Genomic DNA, 23,499 nt, shown 5'->3' on the forward strand with positions numbered 1-23,499 from the left:
CTCGGGCAAAGAAGTTCACTGGCACTATCTGTCTTCAGCCGACGTCGTTACATCGGCCCGACCGTGCCATCTGCCCACCGACCGGCCGAGCCGAGACGTTCGTTGCTGATCACCGGAACAATCTACCGTCGCGGCGGCCACCCGACCAACCAAGCCCCATAGCCGGAGAGCATTACGCCTGGCAGCATCGGGCATGTCCGACTCGAGATCCGGTGTTGCGGACATCACACCGTGACATCCCCGGTCAGACACCGGATGGCTGCTGCGGGCGCCGGTCGCGGGCCGGATCGTAGAGGTGCGAGGTGGTGCAGGTGACGGCCGGAGCGAGGGCCCGGCCGACGAGGATCACGGCCGCCTGACGCAGCTCGGCGGCCTCCACCTGATCGGCGATATCGGCCAGGGTGCCGCGCAGGACGAGCTGATCGGGCTGCGAGGCGCGGTGGACGACGGCGACCGGGCAGTCCGGGCCGTAGTGGGCCGCCAGCTCCTCGGCGAGGACGCGAGCGCGAGTGATCGCCAGGTGCAGGACCAGCGTCGCCCCGGTGCGGGCGAACTCACTCAAGGACTCCGACTCCGGCATGGCGGTGGAACGCTTGCGCGTGCGGGTCAGCACGACGGACTGGACGACCTCGGGGACGGTGAGCTCGGTTCCCAGCAGCGCGGCGGCCGCGGCATAGGCGGGCACGCCGGGCGTGACGTCCCACGGGATGTCGTGCGCGTCGAGGCGGCGGGTCTGCTCGGTGAGGGCCGAATAGAGGGACGGGTCGCCCGAGCACAGCCTCGCGACGTCCTTGCCTTCGCGATGCGCGGCGACCAGGTGCGCGGTGATCTCGTCCAGATCGAGGTGCTGGGTGTCGATCAACTGCGTGCCGGGCGCGCAGTGCGCCAGCACCTCGGGATCGAGATAGGTGCCCGCGTAGAGACACACGGGCGAGTCGCGCAGCAGCGCGACCGCGCGCACGGTCAGCAGGTCGGCGGCGCCCGGTCCGGCCCCGATGAAGTGCACGGTCATGGACGTGAGTCTGGCACGGCGGCGGTTTCGTCGCCGTCACCAGTCCGGCACGCCCGGGAGTCCGGCATGCGGGACGGCGACCCGGGGTTCAGGCCGTCACATCGAAGGCGGCCATCACCTTGGCCGGGCGCAGCCGCACGACCAGTTCGCCGGGCACGCCGTTGCGGCGGCCGAATTCCTCGGCGCGGTCGGGACCCATGTAGCGAGCGCCGAGCGCGGTCGCGGTGCGCAACAGCTCGCCGGGCTCTTCCGAGGTCGTCACCGTGCCCTGGATCTGCACGAAGGCGTAGGGCGGATCCTCGAGGTCCACGCACAGCGCCGCTCGCGGGTCACGCGCGAAGGCCTTCGCCTTGGCGGTGTCCGCGCCGGTGGTGAAGACGATCTCCTCGCCCTCGACCAAGAACCAGATCGGCACGACCACCGGGCGCCCGTCCGAGGCGACGAAGGCGAGCTTGCCCGTCCTGGTGCCGTAGGTGAGGAATTCGCGAACCCGATCATCCGAGAGCGAGGCCATGGATCTCACCCTAGCCCCGCCGGCCCGGCCCCGCCGATCTCACCGGGGCGCAACCGCGAGCGCGGACAACGCCATGTCGCGCAGTACCGGTCTGGCGCGCGCGGCGGTCGCCGTGGTGGCGCTGTGCGGGGTCGAGTTCAGCAGACCGAACACCGCGTGCGCGCGCACCCTGGCCTGTTCCTCCGGCAGCGCGGGCAGCAACCGGCGCAGCACGTCCACCCAGATCTCGACGTACTCGCGCTGGGTCCTGCGCACCTGCCGCCGGGCGGAGGCGGGCAGATTGTCGAGGTCACGATCCTGGATGCGGATGAGTTCCGGCTCGCCGAGCGCGAAGTCGAGGTGGAAGTCCACCAGCGCGGCGAGCGCGGTCTCGGCATGCGCCCGCGCACCACCGTCATCCCGGCCGTCGTCCCGGCCGTGGTCCCCACGGAAGGCGACGTCCATCCGGCCGCCGCCGTCCTCCCCACGACCGGCTCCGCCTGCCGGGCTGCCCCCGAAGGCGACGTCGCCCCGCCCGCCGTCGACCCGCCCGCCGTCGACCCGCCCGCCGTCGTGCGGCTCGGCCTCATCGGAGGAATCGAGGTACTCGTCGAAAACCGCGCGCCCGCCCGCGAGCAGTCGCCGACTGATCCCGACCAGCAGCTCGACGAGCAGCGCTTCCTTGCTGGCGAAGTGCCGGTACACGGCTGGTCCGCTGATGCCGACGGCCGCGCCGAGATCGTCCAGCCGGACACCGAGGAAACCGCGGTCGGCGATCAGGCGCGCGCCCGCGTCGAGCAGCTGCCTGCGCCGTTCGGCCTTCAGCTGCTCCCGACGGGTTCCGACGGCGGCTTCGGTTTCGACGGCAGGCTCGGTTTCGACCACGTCCTCGCTCCCACTCTGGACAACTCAGTTAATCGAGTTTAACCTGAGTTCCAGTTATCAGCGACTAACTGGAACGGCCCGGCCGGGGCTCTCCACGTATCTTCCGAGAAGCGAGGCGGGATGACGATCAACCGCGACGTCGGCAACCGCGCGGCGCACCAGGCGCTCACCGCGCAGCTGCGCGAGCGATTGGCGACCGCCGCGCTCGGCGGGCCGGCGAAGGCGCGCGAGCGACATGTGGCGCGCGGCAAGCTGCTGCCCCGCGAGCGGGTCGACCAGCTGCTCGATCCGGGCAGCCCGTTCCTGGAGCTCTCCCCGCTGGCGGCCGACGGGATGTACGACGACCAGTGCCCCGGCGCGGGAATCATCACCGGCATCGGCCGGGTCTCCGGGCGCGAATGCGTGATCGTCGCCAACGACGCCACGGTCAAGGGCGGCACCTACTACCCGATCACGGTGAAGAAGCACCTGCGCGCGCAGGAAGTCGCGCTGCAGAACAACCTGCCGTGCGTCTACCTGGTGGATTCGGGCGGTGCGTTCCTGCCCCGCCAGGACGAGGTCTTCCCCGATCGCGAGCACTTCGGCCGCATCTTCTACAACCAGGCGACGATGAGCGCCAAGGGCATCGCACAGATCGCGGCTGTGCTCGGTTCCTGCACCGCGGGCGGGGCGTACGTGCCCGCGATGAGCGACGAGGCGGTGATCGTCCGCGATCAGGGCACCATCTTCCTCGGCGGCCCGCCGCTGGTGAAGGCCGCGACCGGCGAGGTCGTGACGGCCGAGGAACTGGGCGGCGGCGCACTGCATTCGCGCACCTCCGGGGTCACCGACCATCTCGCCGAGGACGACCGCGACGCGCTGCGCATCGTGCGCCGCATCGTCGACACCCTCGGCCCGCGCCCGAGCTCACCGTGGGAGGTCCGCGAGACCGTCGCGCCCGCCCTGCCCACCGAGGAGCTCTACGACGTGGTGCCGGTCGACGCGCGCACCCCCTACGACGTCCGCGAGGTGATCCACCGGCTCGTCGACGGGCATCCCGGCGGGGTTCACGACGGCGGGGGCTTCCACGAGTTCAAGGCCGAATACGGCACGACCCTGGTCACCGGGTTCGCGCGTATCCACGGGCACCCGGTCGGCATCGTCGCCAACAACGGCGTGCTGTTCGCCGAATCGGCCATGAAGGGCGCGCATTTCATCGAGTTGTGCGACAAGCGCGAGATCCCGCTGCTGTTCCTGCAGAACATCACCGGCTTCATGGTCGGTCGCGACTACGAGGCGGGCGGTATCGCCAAGCACGGCGCGAAGATGGTGACCGCGGTCGCGTGCGCGCGGGTGCCGAAGCTGACCGTGGTGATCGGCGGCTCCTACGGCGCGGGCAACTACTCCATGTGCGGGCGCGCGTATTCACCGCGATTCCTGTGGATGTGGCCCAATGCCCGGATCTCGGTGATGGGCGGCGAACAGGCGGCCTCGGTGCTGGCCACCGTGCGCGGCGACCAGCTCGACAGCGCGGGCAACCCCTGGTCGCCCGAGGACGAGGAAGCCTTCAAGGCCCCGATCCGCGAGCAGTACGAACACCAGGGCAATCCCTACTACTCGACCGCACGACTGTGGGACGACGGCGTGATCGATCCGGCCGACACCAGGACCGTGCTCGGCCTGGCTCTGTCGGTGTGCGGACAGGCGCCGCTGGAACCGGTCTCCTACGGCGTCTTCCGGATGTGAGAGCAGTGACCGAACACAACCGCACCTTCGACACCGTGCTCGTCGCCAATCGCGGCGAGATCGCGGTGCGCGTCATCCGCACCCTGCGCGCCCTGGGCATCCGCTCGGTCGCCGTCTACAGCGATGCCGACGCAGGCGCCCGCCATGTGCGCGAGGCCGATGTCGCCGTCCGCCTCGGTCCCGCCCCGGCCCGGCAGAGCTACCTCGACATCGACAAGGTGGTCGACGCCGCGCGGCGCACCGGCGCCCGGGCCGTACACCCCGGCTACGGATTCCTGTCCGAGAACGCCGCCTTCGCCGCCGCGCTGGAGAAGGCGGGCATCGTCTTCATCGGCCCGCCCGCCTGCGCCATCGAGATCATGGGCGACAAGATCGCCGCCAAGACCACGGTCTCGGCCTTCGGCGTGCCCGTCGTCCCCGGCATCGCCCGGCCCGGGCTCACCGACGCCGAACTGATCGCGGCCGCCGCCGACATCGGCTACCCGGTGCTGGTCAAGCCCTCGGCAGGCGGCGGCGGCAAGGGCATGCGCCGCGTCGACGATCCCGCCGACCTGCCCGCCGCCCTGGTCAGCGCGCGCCGGGAGGCCGGCTCGGCCTTCGGTGACGACACGCTGTTCCTGGAACGTTTCGTCACCCGCCCCCGCCACATCGAGGTGCAGATCCTCGCCGACACCCACGGCGCCGTCGTGCATCTGGGCGAGCGGGAGTGCAGCCTGCAGCGCAGGCATCAGAAGGTGATCGAGGAAGCCCCTTCACCGCTGCTCGACGCCGAGACTCGCGCCAGGATCGGCGCCGCCGCCCGCGACACCGCCCGCAGCGTCGACTACGTGGGCGCGGGCACCGTCGAATTCATCGTCTCCGCCGACCGCCCCGACGAGTTCTTCTTCATGGAGATGAACACCCGCCTGCAGGTCGAGCACCCGGTCACCGAGATGGTCACCGGCGTCGACCTGGTCGAGGCGCAGGTGCGCATCGCCGCGGGCGAGGAACTCGGCCTGACGCAGAACGACATCCGGCTGACCGGCCACGCCGTGGAAGCGCGCGTCTACGCCGAGGATCCCGGTCGCGGCTTCCTGCCGACCGGCGGAGCCGTGCTGGACCTGTCCGAGCCCGAAGGCACCGGCGTGCGGGTGGATTCGGGCCTGCGAGTGGGCACCGTGGTCGGCAGCGACTACGACCCGATGCTGTCGAAGGTCATCGTGCACGCCGACGACCGTGCCACCGCGCTGGCGGGGCTGGACCGCGCGCTGGCCGATACCGCCGTGCTCGGCGTGACCAGCAATATCGAATTCCTGCGCTTCCTGCTCGCCGACCCGGATGTCCGCGCGGGCAGGCTCGACACCGGACTGCTGGACCGGCGGGTCGACGACTTCGTGCCCGCCGTCGCCTCCGACGACGATTTCGTGGTGGCCGCCGCCTACCACTGGTTGCGCCGCGAACCCGGACAGCCGGGTATCGGGGCATCGCGGTCGCTGTGGGATGTGCCCTCCGGATGGCGAGTGGGTACGCACGCGCCGACCCCCATCCGCTTGGCCGCCGGTGAGCGCGTCGAGCACGTGTACCTGACCGGCGTGCCGGAAGACGCCGTCGTCCGGATCGGTGAGGGCGAGAGCCACACGGTGCGGGCCGAATTCGAGTTCGCCGAGTCCGGCCCGGCCGCCGGGTCTCCGGGTGCTCGCGGTGTGCTCGCGCTGACCATCGACGGGATACGCCGCACCTATCGGGTCGCCGAACAGGCCGACACGCTGTGGGTCTGCGGCGGCGGCGTGACGACGCTGCGCGCGGTCCCCGAGGTCAGCGTGCGCGGCGACGACGCGCACGTGGGCGACGCCGAGATCCGCAGCCCCATGCCGGGGTCGGTGATCGCGGTGCCGGTCGCCTCCGGCACACGGGTCGCCGCGGGCGCCCCGGTCGTCGTCGTGGAGGCCATGAAGATGGAGCACACGCTCACCGCACCCGTTGGCGGCATCGTCGAGGTGCTCGTCGAGGCGGGCGCCCAGGTGCGCCTGGACGAACCGCTGGCCCGCATCGTCGCGGCGCCCGAGAGCGCCACCGCACCCCCCTCCGAATCCGCCGATCGAGAAGGACTTTCCGCATGACCGACTTCCTGTCCACCGGCACCTTGCCCGAGGACTACCGCGATCTCGCCCTGACCGTGCGGGATTTCGCGCAGTCGGTGGTCGCGCCGGTCGCGGCCGAGCACGACGCCGCGCACACCTTCCCTTACGAGGTGGTGGCGGGCATGGCCGAGATGGGCCTGTTCGGCCTGCCCTTCCCGGAGGAGTACGGCGGCATGGGCGGCGACTACTTCGCGCTGTGCCTCGCGCTGGAGGAACTGGGCAAAGTCGATCAGAGCGTGGCGATCACGCTGGAGGCAGGTGTCTCGCTCGGCGCCATGCCCATCTACCGGTTCGGCAACGAGGAGCAGAAGCAGCGCTGGCTGCCCGAACTCACCAGCGGTCGTGCTCTGGCCGGCTTCGGCCTCACCGAACCGGACGCGGGCAGCGACGCGGGCGGCACCAGAACCACCGCCGTGCCGGACGGCGACGACTGGGTCATCAACGGCCGCAAGCAGTTCATCACCAATTCCGGCACCGACATCACCACCCTGGTGACGGTGACCGCGGTGACCGGCACGACCGAGGGCAAGAAGGAGATCTCCACCATCCTGGTGCCCACCGACACCCCCGGTTTCGTCGCCGAACCCGCTTACAACAAGGTCGGCTGGAACGCCTCCGACACCCACCCGCTCACGTTCACCGACGTGCGGGTACCGCAGGAGAACCTGCTCGGTGAACGCGGTCGCGGCTATGCCAATTTCCTGCGCATCCTCGACGAGGGGCGCATCGCCATCGCCGCGCTGTCGGTCGGCGCCGCGCAGGGTTGCGTGGACGAGAGCGTCCGCTACGCCAAGGAGCGCCTGGCCTTCGGCAAGCCGATCGGCACCTACCAGGCCATCGCCTTCAAGATCGCCCGGATGGAGGCCCGCGCGCACGCCGCCCGCGCCGCTTACTACGACGCCGCCGCGCTCATGCTGTCGGGCAAGCCGTTCAAGAAGCAGGCCTCCATCGCCAAACTGGTCGCCAGCGAGGCCGCGATGGACAATGCCCGCGATGCCACCCAGATCTTCGGCGGCAACGGCTTCATGAACGAATACGCTGTCGCCAGGCACTACCGCGACAGCAAGATCCTGGAAATCGGCGAGGGGACGACAGAGGTGCAGTTGATGCTGATCGGCCGGGAGCTCGGCCTGTGAGCGGTCAGGGGCCGGAGGAGGCAGCGCAGCATCACCACGCAGGCCCCCCGCCACAGGCCCAGAAGACACAGCCTGTGAGCGGTCAGGGGCCGAAGGAGGCAGCGCAGCCGCGCCGTATCGTCCAGCGCGGCTTGTGGTTCGAGGAGTTCGAGACCGATGTGGTCTACGAGCACAAGCCGGGCCGCACCATCACCGAGGCCGACAACGTCCTGTTCACCACGCTGACGATGAACACCCAGGCGCTGCACCTGGACGCCGCGTTCAGCGACGCGCTGCCGCCGTTCAACCAGCGTCTGGTGAATTCGATGTTCACGCTCTCGACGCTGATCGGCCTGTCGGTCGCCCAGCTCACCCAGGGCACCATCGTGGCCAACCTCGGGTTCTCCGAGATCGCCTTCCCCAAGCCCCTGTTCCACGGGGACACCATGTACGCCGAGACCGTGGTGATCGGCAAACGCGAATCCGCGTCGCGGCCGGGCGAGGGTGTGGTCACCTTCGCGCACACAGCGCGTAATCAGCACGGCGAGGTGGTCGCGACGGCCACCCGCAAGACCCTGGTGCGGCTGCGGCCGGACCGGTCGGGAACGGAGTAGTAGATGTCGGGTACGGGAAGCACCTGGGAGATGCCGGGTCCGGCGTGGCTGTTCTGCCCCGCCGACCGTCCGGAGCGGTTCGCGAAGGCGGCCGATGTGGCCGATGTGGTGATCCTCGATCTCGAGGACGGGGTGGCGCCCGCCGACAAGGCCGCCGCCCGTGCGGCTCTGGTGGACACGCCGCTGGACCCCGAGCGCACCGTGATCCGGGTGAACGCCGCGGGCACCGACGAGCACGCCCTGGACCTGCTCGCCCTGGCCGGTACCCGCTACCGCAGGCTCATGCTGCCCAAGGCCGAGTCGGCCGAGCAGATCGCCGGCCTGGCCGATTTCGAGGTCATCGCCCTGGTCGAGTCACCCCTGGGTGCGCTCGCGGTGAACCAGGTGGTGCGGGCCGGCAATGCCATCGGCGTCATGTGGGGCGCGGAGGACCTCGTCGCCGGATTGGGCGGTACCAGCAGCAGGCACCCCGACGGCACCTACCGCGACGTCGCCAAGCACGTCCGTTCCACCACACTGCTGGCCGCCAAGGCCCACGGCACGCTGGCCCTGGACTCGGTCTACCTGAACATCCGCGATCTCGACGGCCTGCGCGCCGAATCCGAGGACGCGGTGGCCTCCGGCTTCGACATCAAGGTCGCCATCCACCCCAGCCAGGTCGAGGTGATCCGGGCCGCCTACGCGCCGTCGGAGGCGGAGATCTCCTGGGCGAAGCGAGTGCTCGCCGAGGTGCCCCACCATCGCGGCGTGTTCGCCTTCGAGGGCCGGATGGTCGACGGCCCGGTCCTGCTGCACGCCGAACAAATGCTGCGTCGCGCCGGACGCCACTGATCACCCGGGCACCGAGGAGCACCGCCATGCAACCACAGTGGACGCCGACCGAGCGCGATATCGCCGAGGCCCGGATCACGGATTTCGCCCGATTCGCGGCCGAACACAGCAGTTACGACGCGCCCGACCGGGCCGACTACCAACGGCTGTGGGAATGGTCGGTGCGGGATCTGCCCGGGTTCTGGCGCGCGGTCTGGGAGTACTTCGACCTCGGCTCGATCGCGGGCGAGGTGCTGGCCGACGATCGGATGCCGGGCGCGAACTGGTTCCCCGGCACCCGGCTCAACTACGTCGACCGAGTGCTGCGCCAGGCCCGCACCGATCGCCCGGCGATCCTCGCCCTCACCGAGGACGAGCCGGTCCGCGAGGTCTCCTGGGCCGAGCTGATCGACCAGACCGCGGCCCTGGCGCACACGCTGCGCGGCCTCGGCGTGCGACCGGGCGACCGCGTCATCGGCTACCTGCCCAACATCCCCGAGACGGTGGTCGCCTTCCTCGCGACCGCGAGCATCGGCGCGGTATGGAGCGCCTGCGGCCAGGACTACTCCCCCAAGGCCGCCCTCGATCGGCTGGGCCAGCTCGAGCCCACCGTCCTGATCACCGCCGACGGCTATCGCTTCGGTGGCAAGGCCCACGACAAGAGCGCCGATATCGCCGCGCTGCGCGACGGCCTGCCGACACTGCGCTCGACCATCGTGGTGAACCGGCTCGGCGGGATCGTGCCGGACACCACCTCGTGGACCGAGGCCGTCGCGAGCACCGGTGCCACGCCGGAGCTCGCGACCGAGCAGGTTGCCTTCGACCATCCGCTGTGGATCGTGTTCTCCTCCGGCACCACCGGCCTGCCCAAGGGCATCGTGCACGGCCACGGCGGCGTCGTCCTCGAACATCTCAAAGCCGTTGCGCTGCAATCGGACATCGGCCCCGAGGACACCTTCTTCTGGTACACCAGCCCGAGCTGGATGATGTGGAACTTCCAGGTCGCCGGCCTGCTGATCGGCTCCACCATCGTCTGCTACGACGGCAGCCCCACCTATCCGGCCCCGGACGGTCTGTGGCGGCTGGCCGCCGAGGTCGGGGCCACCGTCCTGGGCACCAGCCCGGGGTACGTCCTGGCCTGCATCAAGGCGGGCGCACATCCCGCGGCCGAGCACGACCTGTCGCCGCTGCGCCTGGTCGGCATCACCGGCTCGGCCCTGCCGCCGTCCTCGGCGTTGTGGTTGCGCGACAACGTCGGCGTGCCGGTCGCGTCGATCAGCGGCGGCACCGACGTGGTCTCGGCCTTCCTCGGCTGGGCCCGCACGGTTCCGGTCTGGCCGGGCGAACTGTCGGCGCCCTATCTCGGCGTCGCCCTGGATGCCTACGACGAGTCCGGCAACTCGGTGCGCGGCGAGGTCGGCGAACTCGTGGTCACCGCGCCGATGCCGTCCATGCCGGTCGCGTTCTGGCGGGACGAGGACGGAAAGCGTTACCACGACGCCTATTTCGATATGTTTCCCGGCGTATGGCGGCACGGCGACTGGATCACCCGCACCGACCACGGCAGCATCGTCGTGCACGGTCGTTCGGATTCCACGCTCAACCGCCACGGCATCCGGATGGGCAGCGCCGACATCTACCAGGCGGTCGAGAGCCTGCCCGAGATCACCGAGGCCTTGGTGATCGGCGTGGAGCAGCCCGACGGCGGCTACTGGATGCCGCTGTTCGTCCTGCTCGCCCCCGGCGCGGAACTGAACGCCGAGCTGATCGACCGCATCAAGCGGGTCATCCGCACCGAGGTCTCGCCCCGGCACGTCCCCGACGAGATCCTGCTCGCGCCCGGCATCCCGCACACCCGCACCGGCAAGAAACTCGAGGTGCCCATCAAGAAGCTGCTGCAGGGCGCCGACGCCACCCGCGTCGTCGAGCGCAGCGCGGTCGACGACCCCGACCTGCTGGATTGGTACGCCGCCGTCGGGCCGGGCGAGAAGTAGGGGCGCCTCAGCCGCGAGCGCGGCGCAGCACGTTGCGCCAGAGGGCGCGCTGAGCTCCGGTGACCGTGCGCATCAGCTCACCGGCCGTGAACGCGCGGACCAGCAACGCCTGGTCGGCCATGGACGCGCGGTGCACGGAGCTGTCGGCCTTGCGCGGGTGACCGGCGTCGAACGGCGGGTGCGGGTCGTATTCGATGTCGAGCTGAATGGTCTGCGCCCGCTTCGGCCCGTCCATCTCCCCCACCAGCCACAGCGCCATGTCGATCCCCGCCGAGACACCGGCCGCCGTGACGATTCCCGGACCCGAGCGCACGAGCCGTTCGTCGCGCCGGGGGCGCGCGCCCATCAGGCCCAGCGCGGACTGGGCGGCCCAGTGCGTGGTCGCGGGCTTGTCGTCGAGCAGTCCCGCGCCCGCCAGGATCAGCGATCCGGTGCACACGGAGGTGGTCCATTCCGCCCGGCTGTGCGCGGCCCGCAGCCAGTCCAGCACCCGCCGATCACCGGCGACGGCGGTGGCGGCGGGACCGCCCGGGACCACGATGATGTGCGGCGCGGGCGTCTCCTCGAAGGTGTGCGTCACCCCGAGAGCCAGCACACCGCTGTCGGTGAGCACCGGCCCCACCTCGTGGCCGACCAGCCGCACCTGCACGTCGGGCAGGAAACGCAGCACCTCGTAGGGGCCGATCGCATCCAGCGCGGTCATCCCCGGGTACAGCACGATCGCCACCTGTCGGGCGTTCATCGGCACAACTCCTTTGTCGAACCATCCCCCGCAAGGTAGCAACATCCACGACCCGAAGGACCCCGGTTGCGCCGCATCCGACCTGGGCAAATCCTGTGCCCGCGGGCATCGTTACGATGTCTTTCATGAGTGTCGACAACCGCCGCACGGCGCGCCCAGCGGTCGACGGCGACTCGGCACCACGTCCGATCCGGCGCAGGCCGAAGAACCGACGGGCGCAGATCGCCGCCGCCTCGGCCGCCGCGTTCGGCGCGCTGGGCTATCACGGCGTCAGCATGGAGGACATCGCGTCGGGTCTCGGCATCAGCTCGGCCGCGCTGTACCGGCATTTCCCCAGCAAGTACGCCCTGTTCCGGGAGGAACTGCTCCGGGTGGGAACAGCGATGGCGGACTCGGTCCAGCTGCCGGAGGAGGCGCGGGACTCCTCGCCCGAAGACAGGCTGCGCCTCGTCGTGCGGGCGGTGGCCCGCGCGGTCGTCGACAACCGCGCCACCGTCACCCTGGTCCGCTGGGAGGGTCGCTACCTCGAAGAACCGGATCGGCAGACGCTCGAGGACCAGCAGTCCGCCGTGCTGGCCGCCTTGGGCGCCGAATTGCGCGCGCTGCGGCCGGATCTCGCCGACGACGATGTGCGCGTTCTGCGCGGGGCCATGCTCAGCGTGCTCACCAGCATCGCCGACCACCACGCCACCCTGCCCGCGAAATCGCTGATCCAGCTGCTCGACTCGGTCTGCTGGACCCTCGCCCTGGCCGAACTCCCCCCTGCCGCGCCGGACCCCGAACCAGTCGCGGCCGTGGATATTCCGGACTCCTTCAAGCACGAACTGCTGTTGCGCAAGGCCGTGGAGCTGTTCCACGAGCGCGGTTATCCGAACGTCAGCGTCGAGGAGATCGCCAGTGCGGCGGGGCTTTCCGCGGCGTCGGCGGTCTATCGCTTCTATCGCGGCAAGTCCGATCTGCTCGCGGCGGCCTTCCGGCGCGCCGCCGATCGCGTCTCGGCGGCTATCGGGCCCGCGGTGGCCGCCGCCCCGACTCCCGAAGCCGCCATGAGCGTGCTGATCGAACGTTTCGTCTCCGGTTCGTTCGCCGAACGCGCGTTGACTTTCGTCTACTACACCGAATTCCAGCACGTGCCCGCCGAGGAACGCGCTGTGCTGCGCAATATCCAGCGACTGAATGTCGAGGAGTGGAGCAAGCTCGTGCGCGATGTGCGCTCAAATCTCTCCCCCGCCGAGACCCGTTTCCTCGTGCACGCGGCGTTCGCGCTCGTGGTCGACCTGGGCCGTACTTTCGGCGCCGACCCCATCGCCTCCCAGCTACGGGTACGCAGGCTGATGGAACTCACCCTGTTCGGCCGGCCCGTCAGCACCGCGTAATTCCGTCGCCGAGCGTCGGCACGAACACCATCATGTTAACGAATATTCCGATCCTGATAATGAGAATCGCGCGTAGGAGCAGCACCGTTACGCACAATTTGTGACCTTTGATTCAGTTTGATTCGGGTACCGCGACAGCCCCACGACCAAGCATCCGATTGGGATAACATCGCCGAATGGACGCGCACAAGCGCCGCACTTCCGGCGGCACGGCAAGTCGCGGTCAGGCTGCCGAGCGCGTGGTTCGCAAACGCCCCAGAGATCGTCGCGCACAGATCGCCGCCGCTTCCGCCGAAGCCTTCGGGCTCCTCGGCTATCACGGTGTGAGCATGGAGGACATCGCCTCACGTCTCGACATCAGCTCCACCGCCCTCTACCGGCACTACCCCAGCAAGTACGCGCTGTTCCGGGAAGAGGCGCTGCGGCTGAGCGCGCTGTGCGAGGAGGCCGTCACACTACCCGCGAGACTGCGGGACGCGCCCGCCCGCGAACGCCTGGAGCACGTCGTCGACGCCCTGATCGACCGTGCGATCGCCAATCGCCGGGGCGCGGCGCTGCTGCGCTGGCAGAGCCGCTACCTCGAACCCGAGGACTATCGCGTCCTGATGAGCCAACTGGCCGACGGCCAGGAGGTGCTGTGCCGCCTGCTCGCCCAGATCCGCCCCGAACTCGGCGACGACGATCTCCTCGTGCTGTCCGCCTCGGCGCTGAGCGTGATCGGCTCCATCTCCGATCACCAGGTCTCCATTCCGGCACGCGCCCTGACCAAGCTGCTGCGCGCTTCCGCCCACGCCGTCCTGGGCAGCGAACTGCCGCCCGCGGGCGGGGGCCGCGAGCCCGCCGGCCCGGTGGAGGTTCCGCTGACCTTCAAACACGAACTGCTGCTGAAGAATTCGGTGGAGCTGTTCCACAAGCACGGCTACCCCAATGTCAGCGTCGAGGACATCGCCAATGCCGCGGGCTTGCCTGCCTCCTCGGCCGTCTATCGCTTCTACCGCAGCAAAGGCGACATCCTCGCCGCCGCATTCCGCCGCGCCGCCGATCGTGTCTCCGCCGCCATCGGTCCCGCCATCGCCTCCTCCGCCGGTCCGGGCGAAGCCCTCACCAAACTCGTCGAGCTCTACGTGGACGGTTCCTTCGCCGAACGCGAACTGACCTTCGTCTACTACGCCGAGATCAGCAACGTCCCCCGCGAGGACCGCACCGTCCTGCGCAATATCCAGCGCCTCAATGTCGAGGAATGGGCCAAGCTGCTCGGGCAGGCGCGCCCCGAACTCTCCCCCGCCGAAGCCCGTGTCCTCGTCCACGCCGCCTTGGCGCAGGTCGTCGATTTGGGCCAATGGCTGGGCCCCGACAATCCGATCTGCGCCCGGACCCGGGTCATCCACCTCATGCACACCATCCTCTTCGGCCCCGCCGCCGCGTGAACGAGCCGGGTTCCCGACGGACTCCGAGAAATTCGTGAAGAAAGTTCGGCGAGGGATGTCGAAACCGGCGTACCCGCTCCGTCCCAGGGGTAAGCGACCAACCAGGGCCGCGAGAACCGAAGGGAAGATCTCATGGCGAAGTACCTGCTTCTCAAGCATTACCGGGGCGCACCGGCCGCGGTCAACGACGTGCCGATGGACCGGTGGACGCCGGAGGAGATCCAGGCGCACATCCAGTACATGAACGACTTCGCGGCGAAACTGGAGGCCAGTGGGGAATTCGTCGACGGGCAGGCGCTGGCGCCGGAGGGCGCGTGGGTGCGCTCGGACGGCGAAGGCAAGCCCCCGGTGACCGATGGGCCGTTCGCGGAGACCAAGGATCTCATCGCCGGGTGGATGATCATCGACGTGGACTCCTACGAGCGTGCGGTCGAGCTGGCCGGTGAGCTGTCGTCGGCGCCCGGCGCGGGCGGCGAGCCGATCCACGAGTGGCTCGAGGTCCGGCCGCTGCTGACCGCTTCGCCGACCGTCACCGAGTGATGGCCGCCGACGCGGTGGACGAGGCACGGCTGCGGGACCTGATTCCCGGAGTCCTGGCGGCGCTCGTCCACCGCGGGGCGGACTTCGCCTCGGCGGAGGACGCGGTGCAGGAGGCTCTGATCCGGGCCGTCGAGACCTGGCCGCGGCAGCCGCCCGCCGATCCCAAGGGCTGGCTGATCACCACGGCCTGGCATCGCTTCGTCGATCTCAGCCGCTCCGAGGCCGCCCGGCGTCGCCGTGAGCTGCTGGTCACCGACGAGTCGGCGCCCGGTCCGGCCGTCGGCGTGGACGAGACCTTGCACCTGTACTTCCTGTGCGCGCACCCGAGCCTCACCCCGGCCTCCGCCGTAGCCCTCACCCTGCGGGCGGTCGGCGGGCTGACCACCCGCCAGATCGCACGGGCCTACCTGGTGCCCGAAGCGACCATGGCCCAGCGGATCAGCCGTGCCAAGCGCACGGTGAGCGCGGTCAGGCTGGATCGGCCCGGCGACCTGCGCACGGTGTCGCGGACGCTGTACCTGGTGTTCAACGAGGGCTACAGCGGCGATCTCGACCTCGCGGCCGAGGCCATCCGGCTCGCTCGGCAACTGCATGCGAGCACCGACGATCCGGAGGTCGCGGGTCTGCTCGCCCTCTTCCTGCTCCACCACGCCCGGCGCCCGGCCCGCACCCGCCCCGACGGCAGCCTCGTACCCCTGGCCGAACAGGACCGCGGCCTGTGGCGGCGAGATCTGATCGCCGAGGGCGTGCGGGTGCTCCAGGCGGCGCTGGCTCGCGACCGGCTCGGCGAGTACCAGGCCCAGGCCGCGATCGCGGCCCTGCACGCCGACGCCCAGACCGCCGAGGAGACCGACTGGGTGCAGATCGTGGAGTGGTACGACGAACTGGTCGCGCTCACCGACAGCCCGGTGGTGCGGCTCAATCGCGCCGTCGCCGTGGGGGAAGCGGACGGCCCGCAAGCCGGGCTGGCGGCACTCGCCGAAATCGACCCGACGCTGCCCCGATACACCGCGTCGGCCGCCTATCTCCACGAACGGGCGGGCGACCTCGACACGGCGGTACAGCTCTACCTGGAGGCCGCCGCGCAGGCTCCCAACCTCGCCGAGCGCAACCACCTCACATTGCGAGCCGCCACCCTCCGCGGACACCTGGCGGACCGACCCCGCAAAGCGGACTAGCGTCGGAGTGCGGTCGCTCCCGGGGACGGACATCCAACCGCCGAGTTCACCACGCAGGCAATCGCTGTCGACGATGCTCGCCTGACGGACCGGCCTGTCACGGCATCGCCTCGACGAATCGGGCCAACAGGCGGGCGAACTCGGTGCGCTCGCTCGGCGACCAGCCGTTCATGGCGGTGTCGAACGCGGCGCGGCGGCGCTCGTGCACGCGGTCCAGCAGTTCATGGCCGCGATCGGTGAGAACGAGAACCGAACGCCTGCCGTCGGTTTGGTCGGCGACGCGCATGACCAGTCCGTCGGCGACCGCCGCGGCGACGAGTTTGCTGGCTCGCGGCTGATCCACGGCCAGCGCCGCCGCGATCGCCGAGACGGTGGGCTCGGATTCGGCCTCGATGACGTCGAGGACATCGAAAGACTGTCCACCGGGAACACCGTCCTCGGCGAGCGCACGGCGGGTCTGCCTGCGCCTGATCGCGATCATGGCTCGTTCTACGCGCTCGACATCGTCCACAGGCAGATGCTACTGAAGACATATACATGTCTCGTAGCATGTATATGTCTCTGTGAATCTAACTCGGCAGGAGCCTCCCATGAAACCGCGCGTAGTCCTTCTCCTGGTTGTAGCCGCGGCGCTGCTTCCGCTCGCCGCTTGCGGCGGTTCGGCCGACGAGCCCGACCGGCAGGCGAGCACGCCGACCGGCGAGCACCGCATGATCGGCTACCAGGTGAAACGGCTCGATCAACTGATCGAATCGACCTTCGACCGACTGCTCGGCGACGCCGGAATCACCCGGCGGCAGTGGCAGACACTGAACACGCTGAGCGCGGGCCCGGCCGACGAGGCGCAGCTCACCGACGCGCTGCGGCCGTTCTGGGAGGTGAACGACGAGAGCCTCGAGGAGCTGATCAGAGACCTGACCGGCCGAGGCTGGGTCGTCGAGTACACGGGCCGCTACTCGCTCACCGACGCGGGCCGCGCCGCACACGCCGCCGCCGAGGAGTCGGTGGGGCGCATCCGCGAACTGTCGGCAGCCGGTGTCGGCGAGGAGGAGTTCGGGCAGATGATGGACGTCCTCGGTCGCATCATCGACAACCTCGAGCAGGCCGGCGCCTGAGGGCATAGGTCACTGCTGTGGGGCGGGCAGGGGTGAGTCCACCTGGTTGACCAACCAGCGGCCGTCGGACTTCTCCATCCGCAAGACCATCGAGAGCTGGCCGGGTGAGGCTTGGCCCTGGGTGCCGACGCTGGTGATGGTCTGGCCGATCATGATGACGGCTTCGGCCGAGGTCTCGTCGCCGGCCTTGATGGCGCATTCCACATGTTGCACCTTGGAGACCACCTGGCCCTCGGTGAGCACTTCACGCAGTTCTCGGCTGGTGTCGTCGAACTGCTCGTGCCACTCACCGGTCGCGCCGTCGAGGACGGCGGCGAAGTAGGCGTCGAGGTTCTTCGCGTCGTAGTCGGCCAGACGGGGGGCGTAGTCGCAGGCGGCCTGGCGGGCTTCCTCGTGCGCGGCCAGCAGGGCTTCGTTCCGGCCGTTCTGGACGAAGAAGTAGCCTGCCGCGCCGACCGCGGCGCCGAGCACGATCGCCCCGATCGAGCCCGCGGCGACGAGCTTGGCGCGACCAGCGGCCTGGCTCGATCCGTCGACCGAGGTCGGCGCTGTCGCGCCAGCGCCCGCGGCGGTCTTCGCAGCATCGGTATTCCGCGCCGGACCCGACGTCTTCACGGTCTTCTCCGAACCCGCGAGCTCCGCCACCTCGACGGTCTCGGCGGGTTCCGCGGGTTCCGCGGCCACGGTCTCCTCCGAAGGCCCGGACTTCCGAGTCTTCACGGTCTCCTCCGAAGGCCCGGACTTCCGAGTCTTCACGGTCTCCTCCGAGCCGCCGGCCGTGCCGGAGGCGACCGCCTCCGACCCGGCGCCCTTACCGGAAGAGGCGGCATCCGTGCCGGAAGTAGCGGCGGCCGCGGACGAAACCTTCTCGGCCGAGCCCGGATCGACGTCGTTGTCACTCATGGCGTGGGGATTCCTTGTCTACCGAGGTACAGGTTGGGACAGCTCGTCGCCGGTCACGCCGGGCGGCGGGCCGGAGCCGTTGTCGGGCACGTTGGGCCGCGGGGCGTTGGCGGAGCCGCGGATCTGCAGGGCCGGGTCCTCGGTCACGCAGTAGTTGTAAAGACGGACCCTGGTGTCGGTGGTTTCGACGACGGGGATCTTCGGGACCGTGGGATAGTCGCAGGTCGGGCGAGGCCACGGGTCGACGAGAGTGTGGTAGGCGCCGTCGTGGGCGGGTACGCCGATCGCCGCCGAGCCCACGCGCAGGGCGGGGAACAGAGCTTCGATGGCGGGCTGGCGCAGTTTCGCGGCGCGGGTGATGGCCACGAAATTGGTGGTGAGGTTGGTGATCGGATCCTCGGTGTCGGCGATGAAACCGCCGAGGGTGGCCAGCTGATCGGGGGCGAGGTCCAGGAAGCGGCGCAGTTCCTGGTCGGCGGCGGTGAGCTGTTCGAACAGCGCGCCCGCGCCGGTGGTGAGAGTGGTCAGGTCGGGCTGGGCGTGCGAGGTGGTGTCGGAGATGACCTGCAGGTTCTCGATCAGCTGCTCGGTCTGCGGGAGCAGGCCGTCGAGGCCTGCCATCGCCCGGCTGATGCCGGAGATCATGTTGCGCAACCGATCCGGGCCGCCCGCCAGGGCCTTGTCCAGCTCGTTGATGATCACGTTGAGACGGTCGGGGTTCATGCCGCCGATCAGCCCGCTCATATTGTTCAGCACCGACGGCACGGTGACCGGGGTGCGGGTCTGCTCGCGGCCGATCCGATCGCCGTCGCTCAGATACGGGCCGCCCTCGGCGTCGGGACGGAAGTCCAGATACTGCTCACCCGCGGCGGACAACCGGCCGACGGCGACGGTGCCGCCGACGGGAACCTTGGTCCCGGAATCGATCTCGGCCTCGGCGAGCACCCCGACCTCACCCGCGCGCACGTCGCGCACGATGCCGATGCGGCTGCCGCGGAAGGTGACGTCGTTGCCCGCCAGCAGGCCGCCAGAATTGTCGAGTTCGACGGTGACGACGTAGGAGCGGGCGAACGGGTTGACCCGCAGCACCTCCACGCCGAGATAGACCGAACCGGCGACGAGCACCAGGATCAGGCCGATATTGGCCACCGCGATCCGGCGGGCCACCAGGTAGTTCCACAGCGGGATGTTCATCGGCCGCCCTCCTGCTGCTGCGGCGGGCTGTTGAGCCTGCCGATGACCTTCTCGAGCACCTGCGCCAGGCTGCCGATGAACAGCGGCACATCGTTGAGCTCGGGCGCGCGGCTGCCCGAGGGGTCGGTCAGCGCGCCGATGCTCAGGTAGGACACGGTGGCCGCCACGGCCAGGCCCTCACCACGGAACGAGGCCGCGACCGAGGGGTAGACCTCCTCGTAGCGCTGCAGCAGCTGCCCGAGGTCGTCGCCCATCTGGGTGAATCCGCCCATCAGCGCCTTGATGCTCTCGAAGAGGCCGACGAAGTCGGGACCGGTGGTCTCGGTGAAGTCGCCGAGCGCGGCCATGGTCACCGAGACCTTGCCCATCAGCGCCGAGATGTCCCGGTTGTTCTCGGCCAGCAGGCCCAGCAGCGCGGGGAAGGTGTCGGCGGCACGGCCGAGTTGTTCCTTGCGGGCGGCCAGTTCACCGGTCAGGACGTTGACGCCGTGCAGCACGCTGTCGATGTCGGTGGTGCGCTGGTTGAGCGCGGAGATGGCGGCGCCGAGTTCGTTGAGCAGGTGCGCCAGTTGCGGTGCGCGACCGGCGAACATCGAGTTCATCTCGGAGGTGATCTTGGCGGCCTGGTTGAGACCGCCGCCGTTGAGCAGCATCGAGATGGAAACCATCAGCTGCTCCACCGACGCGCCCGCCGAGGTCAGCTCCACGCCGATGGTGTCGCCGGGGCGAAGCAACTCGGCGTTCGGGTCGGCCTCGGGCAGGGTCATCGCGATGAAGATGTCGCCGAGCGGGGTGGCCTGGCGCAGTTCGGCGGTGGTGCCGCGCGGCAGGTCGATGCCCTCGCGGATCTCGAGCTCCACCTCGGCGAGGAAATTGGTGGTGCTGATCGCCGAGACGACGCCGATGTCGGTGCCGCCGATGCGCACGTGGGCGCGTTCGGGCAGGTTCAGCGCGTCGGTGAACACCGCGTTGATCTTGTAGCCGGGGCCGCCGATGCCCGGCTTGGGCAACGGGACGTTGTCCACGGTGACCGCGCAGCCAGTGGCGCCGGTGAACACGGCCAGGCTCAGCACGACGGCGGCCAGGCGGGAGGTGAAGGCGCGGGCGCTCATGAGGTCAGTCCCAGCAGCGCGGCGGTGAGGCCGAAATCGGGCCCCATGTCCATGATCTTGCCGGTGCGACAGCCGTCGGCGCGCATCTGCACGCGCTCGCAGAAGGTCGACAGCCATTCACCGTCGAAGACCGACTTGTCGAGCAGGCCGTGCAGGCGGATCGCGCGGTGCTCCTGGCTGGTCGCGTTGGCGAGGTTCTCGAAGAACAGCGGCGTGACGTCGATCATCTCGGTGAGACCGCGGGCGTTGGCGCGCATCTGCTCGGTGATGGTCACGAACCGGGTGAGCGCGCCCGCCAGCTGGTCCTCGTTCTGGCCGACCACCGTGGCGGTGTTGGCGACGAAGTCGTTGAGCTGGGTGAGCACCGCGTGCAGACCGGGCGACTGCGCGCCGAGCAATTGCACGAGTTCGGTGAGCTTGCCACTGAACTCGCGCACCGTCGCATCGTTGGAGGCGATGACGTGGGTGATCTCGTTGAGCTTGATGATGGTGTTGGAGATCTGGTCCTTGTTGGCGAAGCTCACCTCGAAGGCGCCGGAGAGCTGGTCGAGAGTCTGGCGCAGCCGGTCGCCGTTGCCGTCGAGCAGCGGGAACAACACCCGGCTGGCCATCGGGCCGTTCTCCGCGTCGCCCTTCAGCGCCGCGCCGAGCTGATCGAAGTTCTCCAGGATGCGGTCGAGTTCCACCGGGACGCGGGTGCGCTGCAGCGGAATGTGGTCGCCGTCTTCGAGAACGGGGCCGTCGCCGGTGTAGGCGGGGGCCAGTTCGACGTGCCGGTTGGTGATCAGCTGTGGGGAGATCAGCGCCGCCATGGCGTCGGCGGGGATCTGCACATCGCGGTCGATGGACATGGTGACCTGGACGTAGCTGCCCTTGGGGGTCACCGTGTCGACACGGCCCACCGGGACGCCGAGCACGGCGACCTCGTTGCCCTCGTACATGCCGGCGACATTCTCGAAATCGGCGCTGATGCGCAGATGTTCACCGAGATACTGCTGCGGCAGGCCGGCGATGGAATCGGGCAGCAGCGAGCAGCCCGAGGCCACCCCGGCCGCCAGGCACAACGCGGCCAGTTTGAGGGCGGTGCTGACACCGAATCTGTTGCGAATGGTCATTATTGGCACCCCGGAATCGCTTGGACAGCGCACAGCCAGTTGTCGGGCAGGATCCACGGCGCGAGCACATCGCCGTAGGGTCCGTTGCCGAGCACATTGTTGAACTGCCGCATGGCCACGGGCATGGTCTCGTAGAGCCGGTCGAGGTTCTCTTTGTTCTTCTCGAGGCCCTCGGTCATGGTGTTGAGGTCGTGGATCAACGGCCCTAGCTGACCGTTGTTCTCGATGCCCATCTCCTGCAGCAGCGCGGAGAGGGCGGCGACATTGTCGAGCAGCTGGGCGAGCATCTGCTGGCGCACGGCCACCGCGTTGCCGATCGCCTCGCCGCGGGTGAGCAACAGCAGCACCGCGTTCTGGTTGTCGGCCACCAGGGTCGAGACCGTGTCCATACTCTTCAACAGCGTGTCGACCTCGTCGCGGCGGTCGTTGATGACCTTGGCCAGCGAGCCGATGCTGTCGAGCGCGGCCACCGTCAGCTGCGGGGAATCGCCCATCTGGTGATCGAGGGCGTCGAGGGCCTGGCGCAGCTTGTCCGGGTCGATGCGCTCGATGCGCTCGAAGGACGAGCCGTACTGGGTGTCCTGGATGACCTTGCCCAGGTTGTAGGGGACGGTGGTGTTCTCCAACGGAATGGTGTCGCCGGGCAGGCCGCTGCCGTCGCCGGGGAACAGCTCGATGTGCAGGCGTCCCAGGATGGTCGACATCTTGATCGAGGCACGCGCGTCGGGGCCCAGCCGCAGATCGCCGCGCACCCGCATGTCGATGACGACCTTGTCACCGGCCAGCTTCACCGAGCGCACGGCACCGACCTCGATGCCGGAGACGTCGACCGTCGCGCCCGGACGCATTCCGGCGGCCTGGGCGAACTCCGCGTGGATCGTCTTGTCGGACAAGCCGATCTGCTTGACGAGGCTGGAACCCACCAGCAAGAGCACCACGAACATCGCGGCCGCGACGCCCTGCCAGAGGAAGCGGTTGCCCGCCAGAAGCGTACGAATCCGTGCCATCACCGGCACACCTCCGAATGCGAGTTGCCGCCGACCTGGGAGAACAGGCCGGGTGGCAGCAGCACGCCCCACAGCGAGACATCCAGGCTGCAGAAGTAGGCGTTGCCGTAGGTGCCGTAGCTGGTGAACCGGGCCAGCGAGTTGAGCAGACCGGGCAGCTGGACCGCCGCCTTGTCGAGCGCGGCGCCGTTGAGCAGCAGCAGCGCCACACCGGTGGTCGCCTCGTTCTGCGCGGCGGCCATGTCCGGCTTGACCTGGGCCAGCAGGCCCACCAGGGAGTCGGTGGAGGTCGCGACCTGGTCGACCGAGGACTTCAACAGCTCGCCCTCGGCGTAGAGGGCTTCCACCAGCGCGGTGGACTGGGTGATCAGCGATTCCAGCTCACCGCTGCGGTTGGCCAGGCCGGCCAGCACCGAGCTGAGATTGGCGATGACCTGCCCCAGGATCTCGTCGCGCTGACCGAAGGTGGCCGCGAGGTCGGCGGCCTGCATGATCAGCGTGGACAACGAGACATTGTCGCCCTGCAGCGCCTGGATCAGCGTCTCCGACAGGGAGTTGATCTGATCCGGTTGCAGCACCGAGAACAGCGGCTCGAAGCCCGACAGCAGTGCCGAGACGTCGAAGGAGGGCTCGGTGCGGTCCACCGGGATGTGCCCGCCGGGGTCGAGGGGTTCGCCCTCCCCCTCGCCGGGCACCAGGGCGATATAGCGCTGGCCGATCAGGTTCTGATACCGCACCAGTGCTTTCGTGGTGGTGGTCAGGTGTTGCCTGTCCTGGATGCTGAAGTCCACCCGCGCCAAGTACCCCTCGTCGAAGTCGATCTTGTCGACCCGGCCCACGCGGACTCCCGCCATGCGGACGTCGTCACCGATCCGCACGCCCATGACATCGGTGAAGGTCGCCGAGTAGGAGTGGGTGGTTCCCGGCACCGACCGTTGCAGCGTCGACCAGATGGTGTAGGTCAGCAGGATCGCCAGGATGGCGAAGAAGCTGAACCCCGCCAACGCTTTTCCGGATTTCAC

At 69.4% G+C, this 23,499-nt stretch carries 22 protein-coding genes; 11 read left to right on the forward strand and 11 right to left on the reverse strand.

Annotated elements, in window-relative coordinates:
* Positions 1-244: 244 nt before the first annotated feature.
* The 3 genes from cobM to NS3_RS29900 all read right to left on the reverse strand — a co-directional run bounded on the left by cobM (position 245) and on the right by NS3_RS29900 (position 2,390).
* On the reverse strand, positions 245-1,012 hold the full coding sequence (gene cobM, locus NS3_RS03370) for a precorrin-4 C(11)-methyltransferase (protein WP_067853303.1): 768 nt from the start codon (positions 1,010-1,012) through the stop codon (positions 245-247).
* Between the two features lie 88 nt (positions 1,013-1,100).
* On the reverse strand, positions 1,101-1,526 hold the full coding sequence (locus NS3_RS03375) for a PPOX class F420-dependent oxidoreductase (RefSeq protein ID WP_067853305.1): 426 nt from the start codon (positions 1,524-1,526) through the stop codon (positions 1,101-1,103).
* Positions 1,527-1,565: 39 nt separating this feature from the next.
* Positions 1,566-2,390: a TetR/AcrR family transcriptional regulator gene (locus NS3_RS29900; RefSeq protein ID WP_067853308.1), complete on the reverse strand. Its 825-nt coding sequence runs from the start codon at positions 2,388-2,390 to the stop codon at positions 1,566-1,568.
* A gap of 120 nt (positions 2,391-2,510) precedes the next feature.
* Here NS3_RS29900 and NS3_RS03385 point away from each other — a divergent pair, with 120 nt between their 5' ends.
* The 6 genes from NS3_RS03385 (at position 2,511) to NS3_RS03410 (ending at position 10,768) form a co-directional block, all read left to right on the forward strand.
* Positions 2,511-4,115 carry a carboxyl transferase domain-containing protein gene (locus NS3_RS03385; protein ID WP_067853311.1) on the forward strand — a complete coding sequence of 535 codons (1,605 nt, stop codon included), beginning with the start codon at positions 2,511-2,513 and terminating at the stop codon, positions 4,113-4,115.
* A gap of 5 nt (positions 4,116-4,120) precedes the next feature.
* Positions 4,121-6,214, forward strand: coding sequence for an acetyl/propionyl/methylcrotonyl-CoA carboxylase subunit alpha (locus tag NS3_RS03390; RefSeq protein WP_067853314.1), 2,094 nt, complete (start codon positions 4,121-4,123; stop codon positions 6,212-6,214).
* Complete coding sequence (locus tag NS3_RS03395) at positions 6,211-7,371, forward strand: acyl-CoA dehydrogenase family protein (protein ID WP_067853317.1); 1,161 nt, start codon at positions 6,211-6,213, stop codon at positions 7,369-7,371. Before NS3_RS03390 ends, NS3_RS03395 begins: the two co-directional genes overlap by 4 nt.
* A 74-nt stretch (positions 7,372-7,445) precedes the next feature.
* Positions 7,446-7,964, forward strand: a complete 519-nt coding sequence (locus tag NS3_RS03400) for a MaoC family dehydratase (RefSeq protein WP_067853320.1) — start codon at positions 7,446-7,448, stop codon at positions 7,962-7,964.
* Between the two features lie 3 nt (positions 7,965-7,967).
* Positions 7,968-8,795, forward strand: a complete 828-nt coding sequence (locus tag NS3_RS03405; protein WP_067853323.1) for an HpcH/HpaI aldolase/citrate lyase family protein — start codon at positions 7,968-7,970, stop codon at positions 8,793-8,795.
* Positions 8,796-8,821: 26 nt separating this feature from the next.
* Positions 8,822-10,768, forward strand: a complete 1,947-nt coding sequence (locus NS3_RS03410; RefSeq protein ID WP_067853326.1) for an acetoacetate--CoA ligase — start codon at positions 8,822-8,824, stop codon at positions 10,766-10,768.
* A 7-nt stretch (positions 10,769-10,775) separates the two neighbouring features.
* On the opposite strand, the gene NS3_RS03415 is transcribed toward NS3_RS03410, so the two are convergent.
* Positions 10,776-11,510, reverse strand: coding sequence for a DJ-1/PfpI family protein (locus tag NS3_RS03415; protein ID WP_067853329.1), 735 nt, complete (start codon positions 11,508-11,510; stop codon positions 10,776-10,778).
* 125 nt (positions 11,511-11,635) lie between these two features.
* Here NS3_RS03415 and NS3_RS03420 point away from each other — a divergent pair, with 125 nt between their 5' ends.
* The 4 genes from NS3_RS03420 to NS3_RS03435 all read left to right on the forward strand — a co-directional run bounded on the left by NS3_RS03420 (position 11,636) and on the right by NS3_RS03435 (position 16,031).
* A complete protein-coding gene (locus tag NS3_RS03420; RefSeq protein ID WP_067853332.1) occupies positions 11,636-12,886 on the forward strand; it encodes a TetR/AcrR family transcriptional regulator in 1,251 nt (416 codons plus the stop codon).
* 176 nt (positions 12,887-13,062) lie between these two features.
* Positions 13,063-14,313: a TetR/AcrR family transcriptional regulator gene (locus NS3_RS03425; RefSeq protein ID WP_067853335.1), complete on the forward strand. Its 1,251-nt coding sequence runs from the start codon at positions 13,063-13,065 to the stop codon at positions 14,311-14,313.
* Positions 14,314-14,445: 132 nt separating this feature from the next.
* The gene (locus tag NS3_RS03430) at positions 14,446-14,853 is read left to right on the forward strand and encodes a YciI family protein (RefSeq protein ID WP_067853337.1); all 408 of its coding nucleotides are present in this window, start codon (positions 14,446-14,448) and stop codon (positions 14,851-14,853) included.
* Positions 14,853-16,031 carry an RNA polymerase sigma factor gene (locus tag NS3_RS03435; RefSeq protein ID WP_067853340.1) on the forward strand — a complete coding sequence of 393 codons (1,179 nt, stop codon included), beginning with the start codon at positions 14,853-14,855 and terminating at the stop codon, positions 16,029-16,031. Before NS3_RS03430 ends, NS3_RS03435 begins: the two co-directional genes overlap by 1 nt.
* A gap of 97 nt (positions 16,032-16,128) precedes the next feature.
* On the opposite strand, the gene NS3_RS03440 is transcribed toward NS3_RS03435, so the two are convergent.
* Complete coding sequence (locus tag NS3_RS03440; RefSeq protein WP_084494995.1) at positions 16,129-16,542, reverse strand: MarR family winged helix-turn-helix transcriptional regulator; 414 nt, start codon at positions 16,540-16,542, stop codon at positions 16,129-16,131.
* Between the two features lie 79 nt (positions 16,543-16,621).
* On the opposite strand from NS3_RS03440, the gene NS3_RS03445 reads away from it, so the two are divergent.
* The gene (locus NS3_RS03445) at positions 16,622-17,146 is read left to right on the forward strand and encodes a winged helix DNA-binding protein (protein ID WP_245649448.1); all 525 of its coding nucleotides are present in this window, start codon (positions 16,622-16,624) and stop codon (positions 17,144-17,146) included.
* Between the two features lie 9 nt (positions 17,147-17,155).
* Here NS3_RS03445 and NS3_RS03450 read toward each other — a convergent pair whose 3' ends face one another.
* Genes NS3_RS03450 through NS3_RS03475 form a run of 6 tightly spaced genes read right to left on the reverse strand, consistent with a single transcriptional unit; the run spans position 17,156 to position 23,499 of the window.
* Complete coding sequence (locus NS3_RS03450) at positions 17,156-18,049, reverse strand: hypothetical protein (RefSeq protein WP_067853345.1); 894 nt, start codon at positions 18,047-18,049, stop codon at positions 17,156-17,158.
* A gap of 18 nt (positions 18,050-18,067) precedes the next feature.
* A complete protein-coding gene (locus tag NS3_RS03455; protein WP_067853348.1) occupies positions 18,068-19,243 on the reverse strand; it encodes an MCE family protein in 1,176 nt (391 codons plus the stop codon).
* Entirely contained in the window at positions 19,240-20,355 is a 1,116-nt protein-coding gene (locus NS3_RS03460) for an MCE family protein (protein WP_067853352.1), read from the reverse strand. The genes NS3_RS03455 and NS3_RS03460 overlap by 4 nt, the downstream gene beginning before the upstream one ends.
* Complete coding sequence (locus tag NS3_RS03465; RefSeq protein WP_067853355.1) at positions 20,352-21,470, reverse strand: MCE family protein; 1,119 nt, start codon at positions 21,468-21,470, stop codon at positions 20,352-20,354. The genes NS3_RS03460 and NS3_RS03465 overlap by 4 nt, the downstream gene beginning before the upstream one ends.
* On the reverse strand, positions 21,470-22,477 hold the full coding sequence (locus tag NS3_RS03470; RefSeq protein WP_067853596.1) for an MCE family protein: 1,008 nt from the start codon (positions 22,475-22,477) through the stop codon (positions 21,470-21,472). Before NS3_RS03470 ends, NS3_RS03465 begins: the two co-directional genes overlap by 1 nt.
* Positions 22,477-23,499 carry an MlaD family protein gene (locus tag NS3_RS03475; protein ID WP_067853594.1) on the reverse strand — a complete coding sequence of 341 codons (1,023 nt, stop codon included), beginning with the start codon at positions 23,497-23,499 and terminating at the stop codon, positions 22,477-22,479. Before NS3_RS03475 ends, NS3_RS03470 begins: the two co-directional genes overlap by 1 nt.

This window comes from Nocardia shimofusensis NBRC 100134 (assembly GCF_001613125.1).
In the GTDB taxonomy this organism is placed as follows: Bacteria; Actinomycetota; Actinomycetes; order Mycobacteriales; family Mycobacteriaceae; genus Nocardia; species Nocardia shimofusensis.

Bases quoted from the DNA above. Each gene is read 5' to 3' on its own strand.
- NS3_RS03435 (WP_067853340.1), top strand. From the start codon at position 14,853: ATGGCCGCCGACGCGGTGGACGAGGCACGGCTGCGGGACCTGATTCCC.
- NS3_RS03455 (WP_067853348.1), bottom strand. From the start codon at position 19,243: ATGAACATCCCGCTGTGGAACTACCTGGTGGCCCGCCGGATCGCGGTG.
- NS3_RS03415 (WP_067853329.1), bottom strand. From the start codon at position 11,510: ATGAACGCCCGACAGGTGGCGATCGTGCTGTACCCGGGGATGACCGCG.
- NS3_RS03395 (WP_067853317.1), top strand. From the start codon at position 6,211: ATGACCGACTTCCTGTCCACCGGCACCTTGCCCGAGGACTACCGCGAT.
- NS3_RS03375 (WP_067853305.1), bottom strand. From the start codon at position 1,526: ATGGCCTCGCTCTCGGATGATCGGGTTCGCGAATTCCTCACCTACGGC.
- NS3_RS03405 (WP_067853323.1), top strand. From the start codon at position 7,968: ATGTCGGGTACGGGAAGCACCTGGGAGATGCCGGGTCCGGCGTGGCTG.
- NS3_RS03420 (WP_067853332.1), top strand. From the start codon at position 11,636: ATGAGTGTCGACAACCGCCGCACGGCGCGCCCAGCGGTCGACGGCGAC.
- cobM (WP_067853303.1), bottom strand. From the start codon at position 1,012: ATGACCGTGCACTTCATCGGGGCCGGACCGGGCGCCGCCGACCTGCTG.
- NS3_RS03450 (WP_067853345.1), bottom strand. From the start codon at position 18,049: ATGAGTGACAACGACGTCGATCCGGGCTCGGCCGAGAAGGTTTCGTCC.
- NS3_RS03460 (WP_067853352.1), bottom strand. From the start codon at position 20,355: ATGAGCGCCCGCGCCTTCACCTCCCGCCTGGCCGCCGTCGTGCTGAGC.
- NS3_RS03445 (WP_245649448.1), top strand. From the start codon at position 16,622: ATGAAACCGCGCGTAGTCCTTCTCCTGGTTGTAGCCGCGGCGCTGCTT.
- NS3_RS03410 (WP_067853326.1), top strand. From the start codon at position 8,822: ATGCAACCACAGTGGACGCCGACCGAGCGCGATATCGCCGAGGCCCGG.
- NS3_RS03425 (WP_067853335.1), top strand. From the start codon at position 13,063: ATGGACGCGCACAAGCGCCGCACTTCCGGCGGCACGGCAAGTCGCGGT.
- NS3_RS03470 (WP_067853596.1), bottom strand. From the start codon at position 22,477: ATGGCACGGATTCGTACGCTTCTGGCGGGCAACCGCTTCCTCTGGCAG.
- NS3_RS03465 (WP_067853355.1), bottom strand. From the start codon at position 21,470: ATGACCATTCGCAACAGATTCGGTGTCAGCACCGCCCTCAAACTGGCC.
- NS3_RS03430 (WP_067853337.1), top strand. From the start codon at position 14,446: ATGGCGAAGTACCTGCTTCTCAAGCATTACCGGGGCGCACCGGCCGCG.
- NS3_RS03385 (WP_067853311.1), top strand. From the start codon at position 2,511: ATGACGATCAACCGCGACGTCGGCAACCGCGCGGCGCACCAGGCGCTC.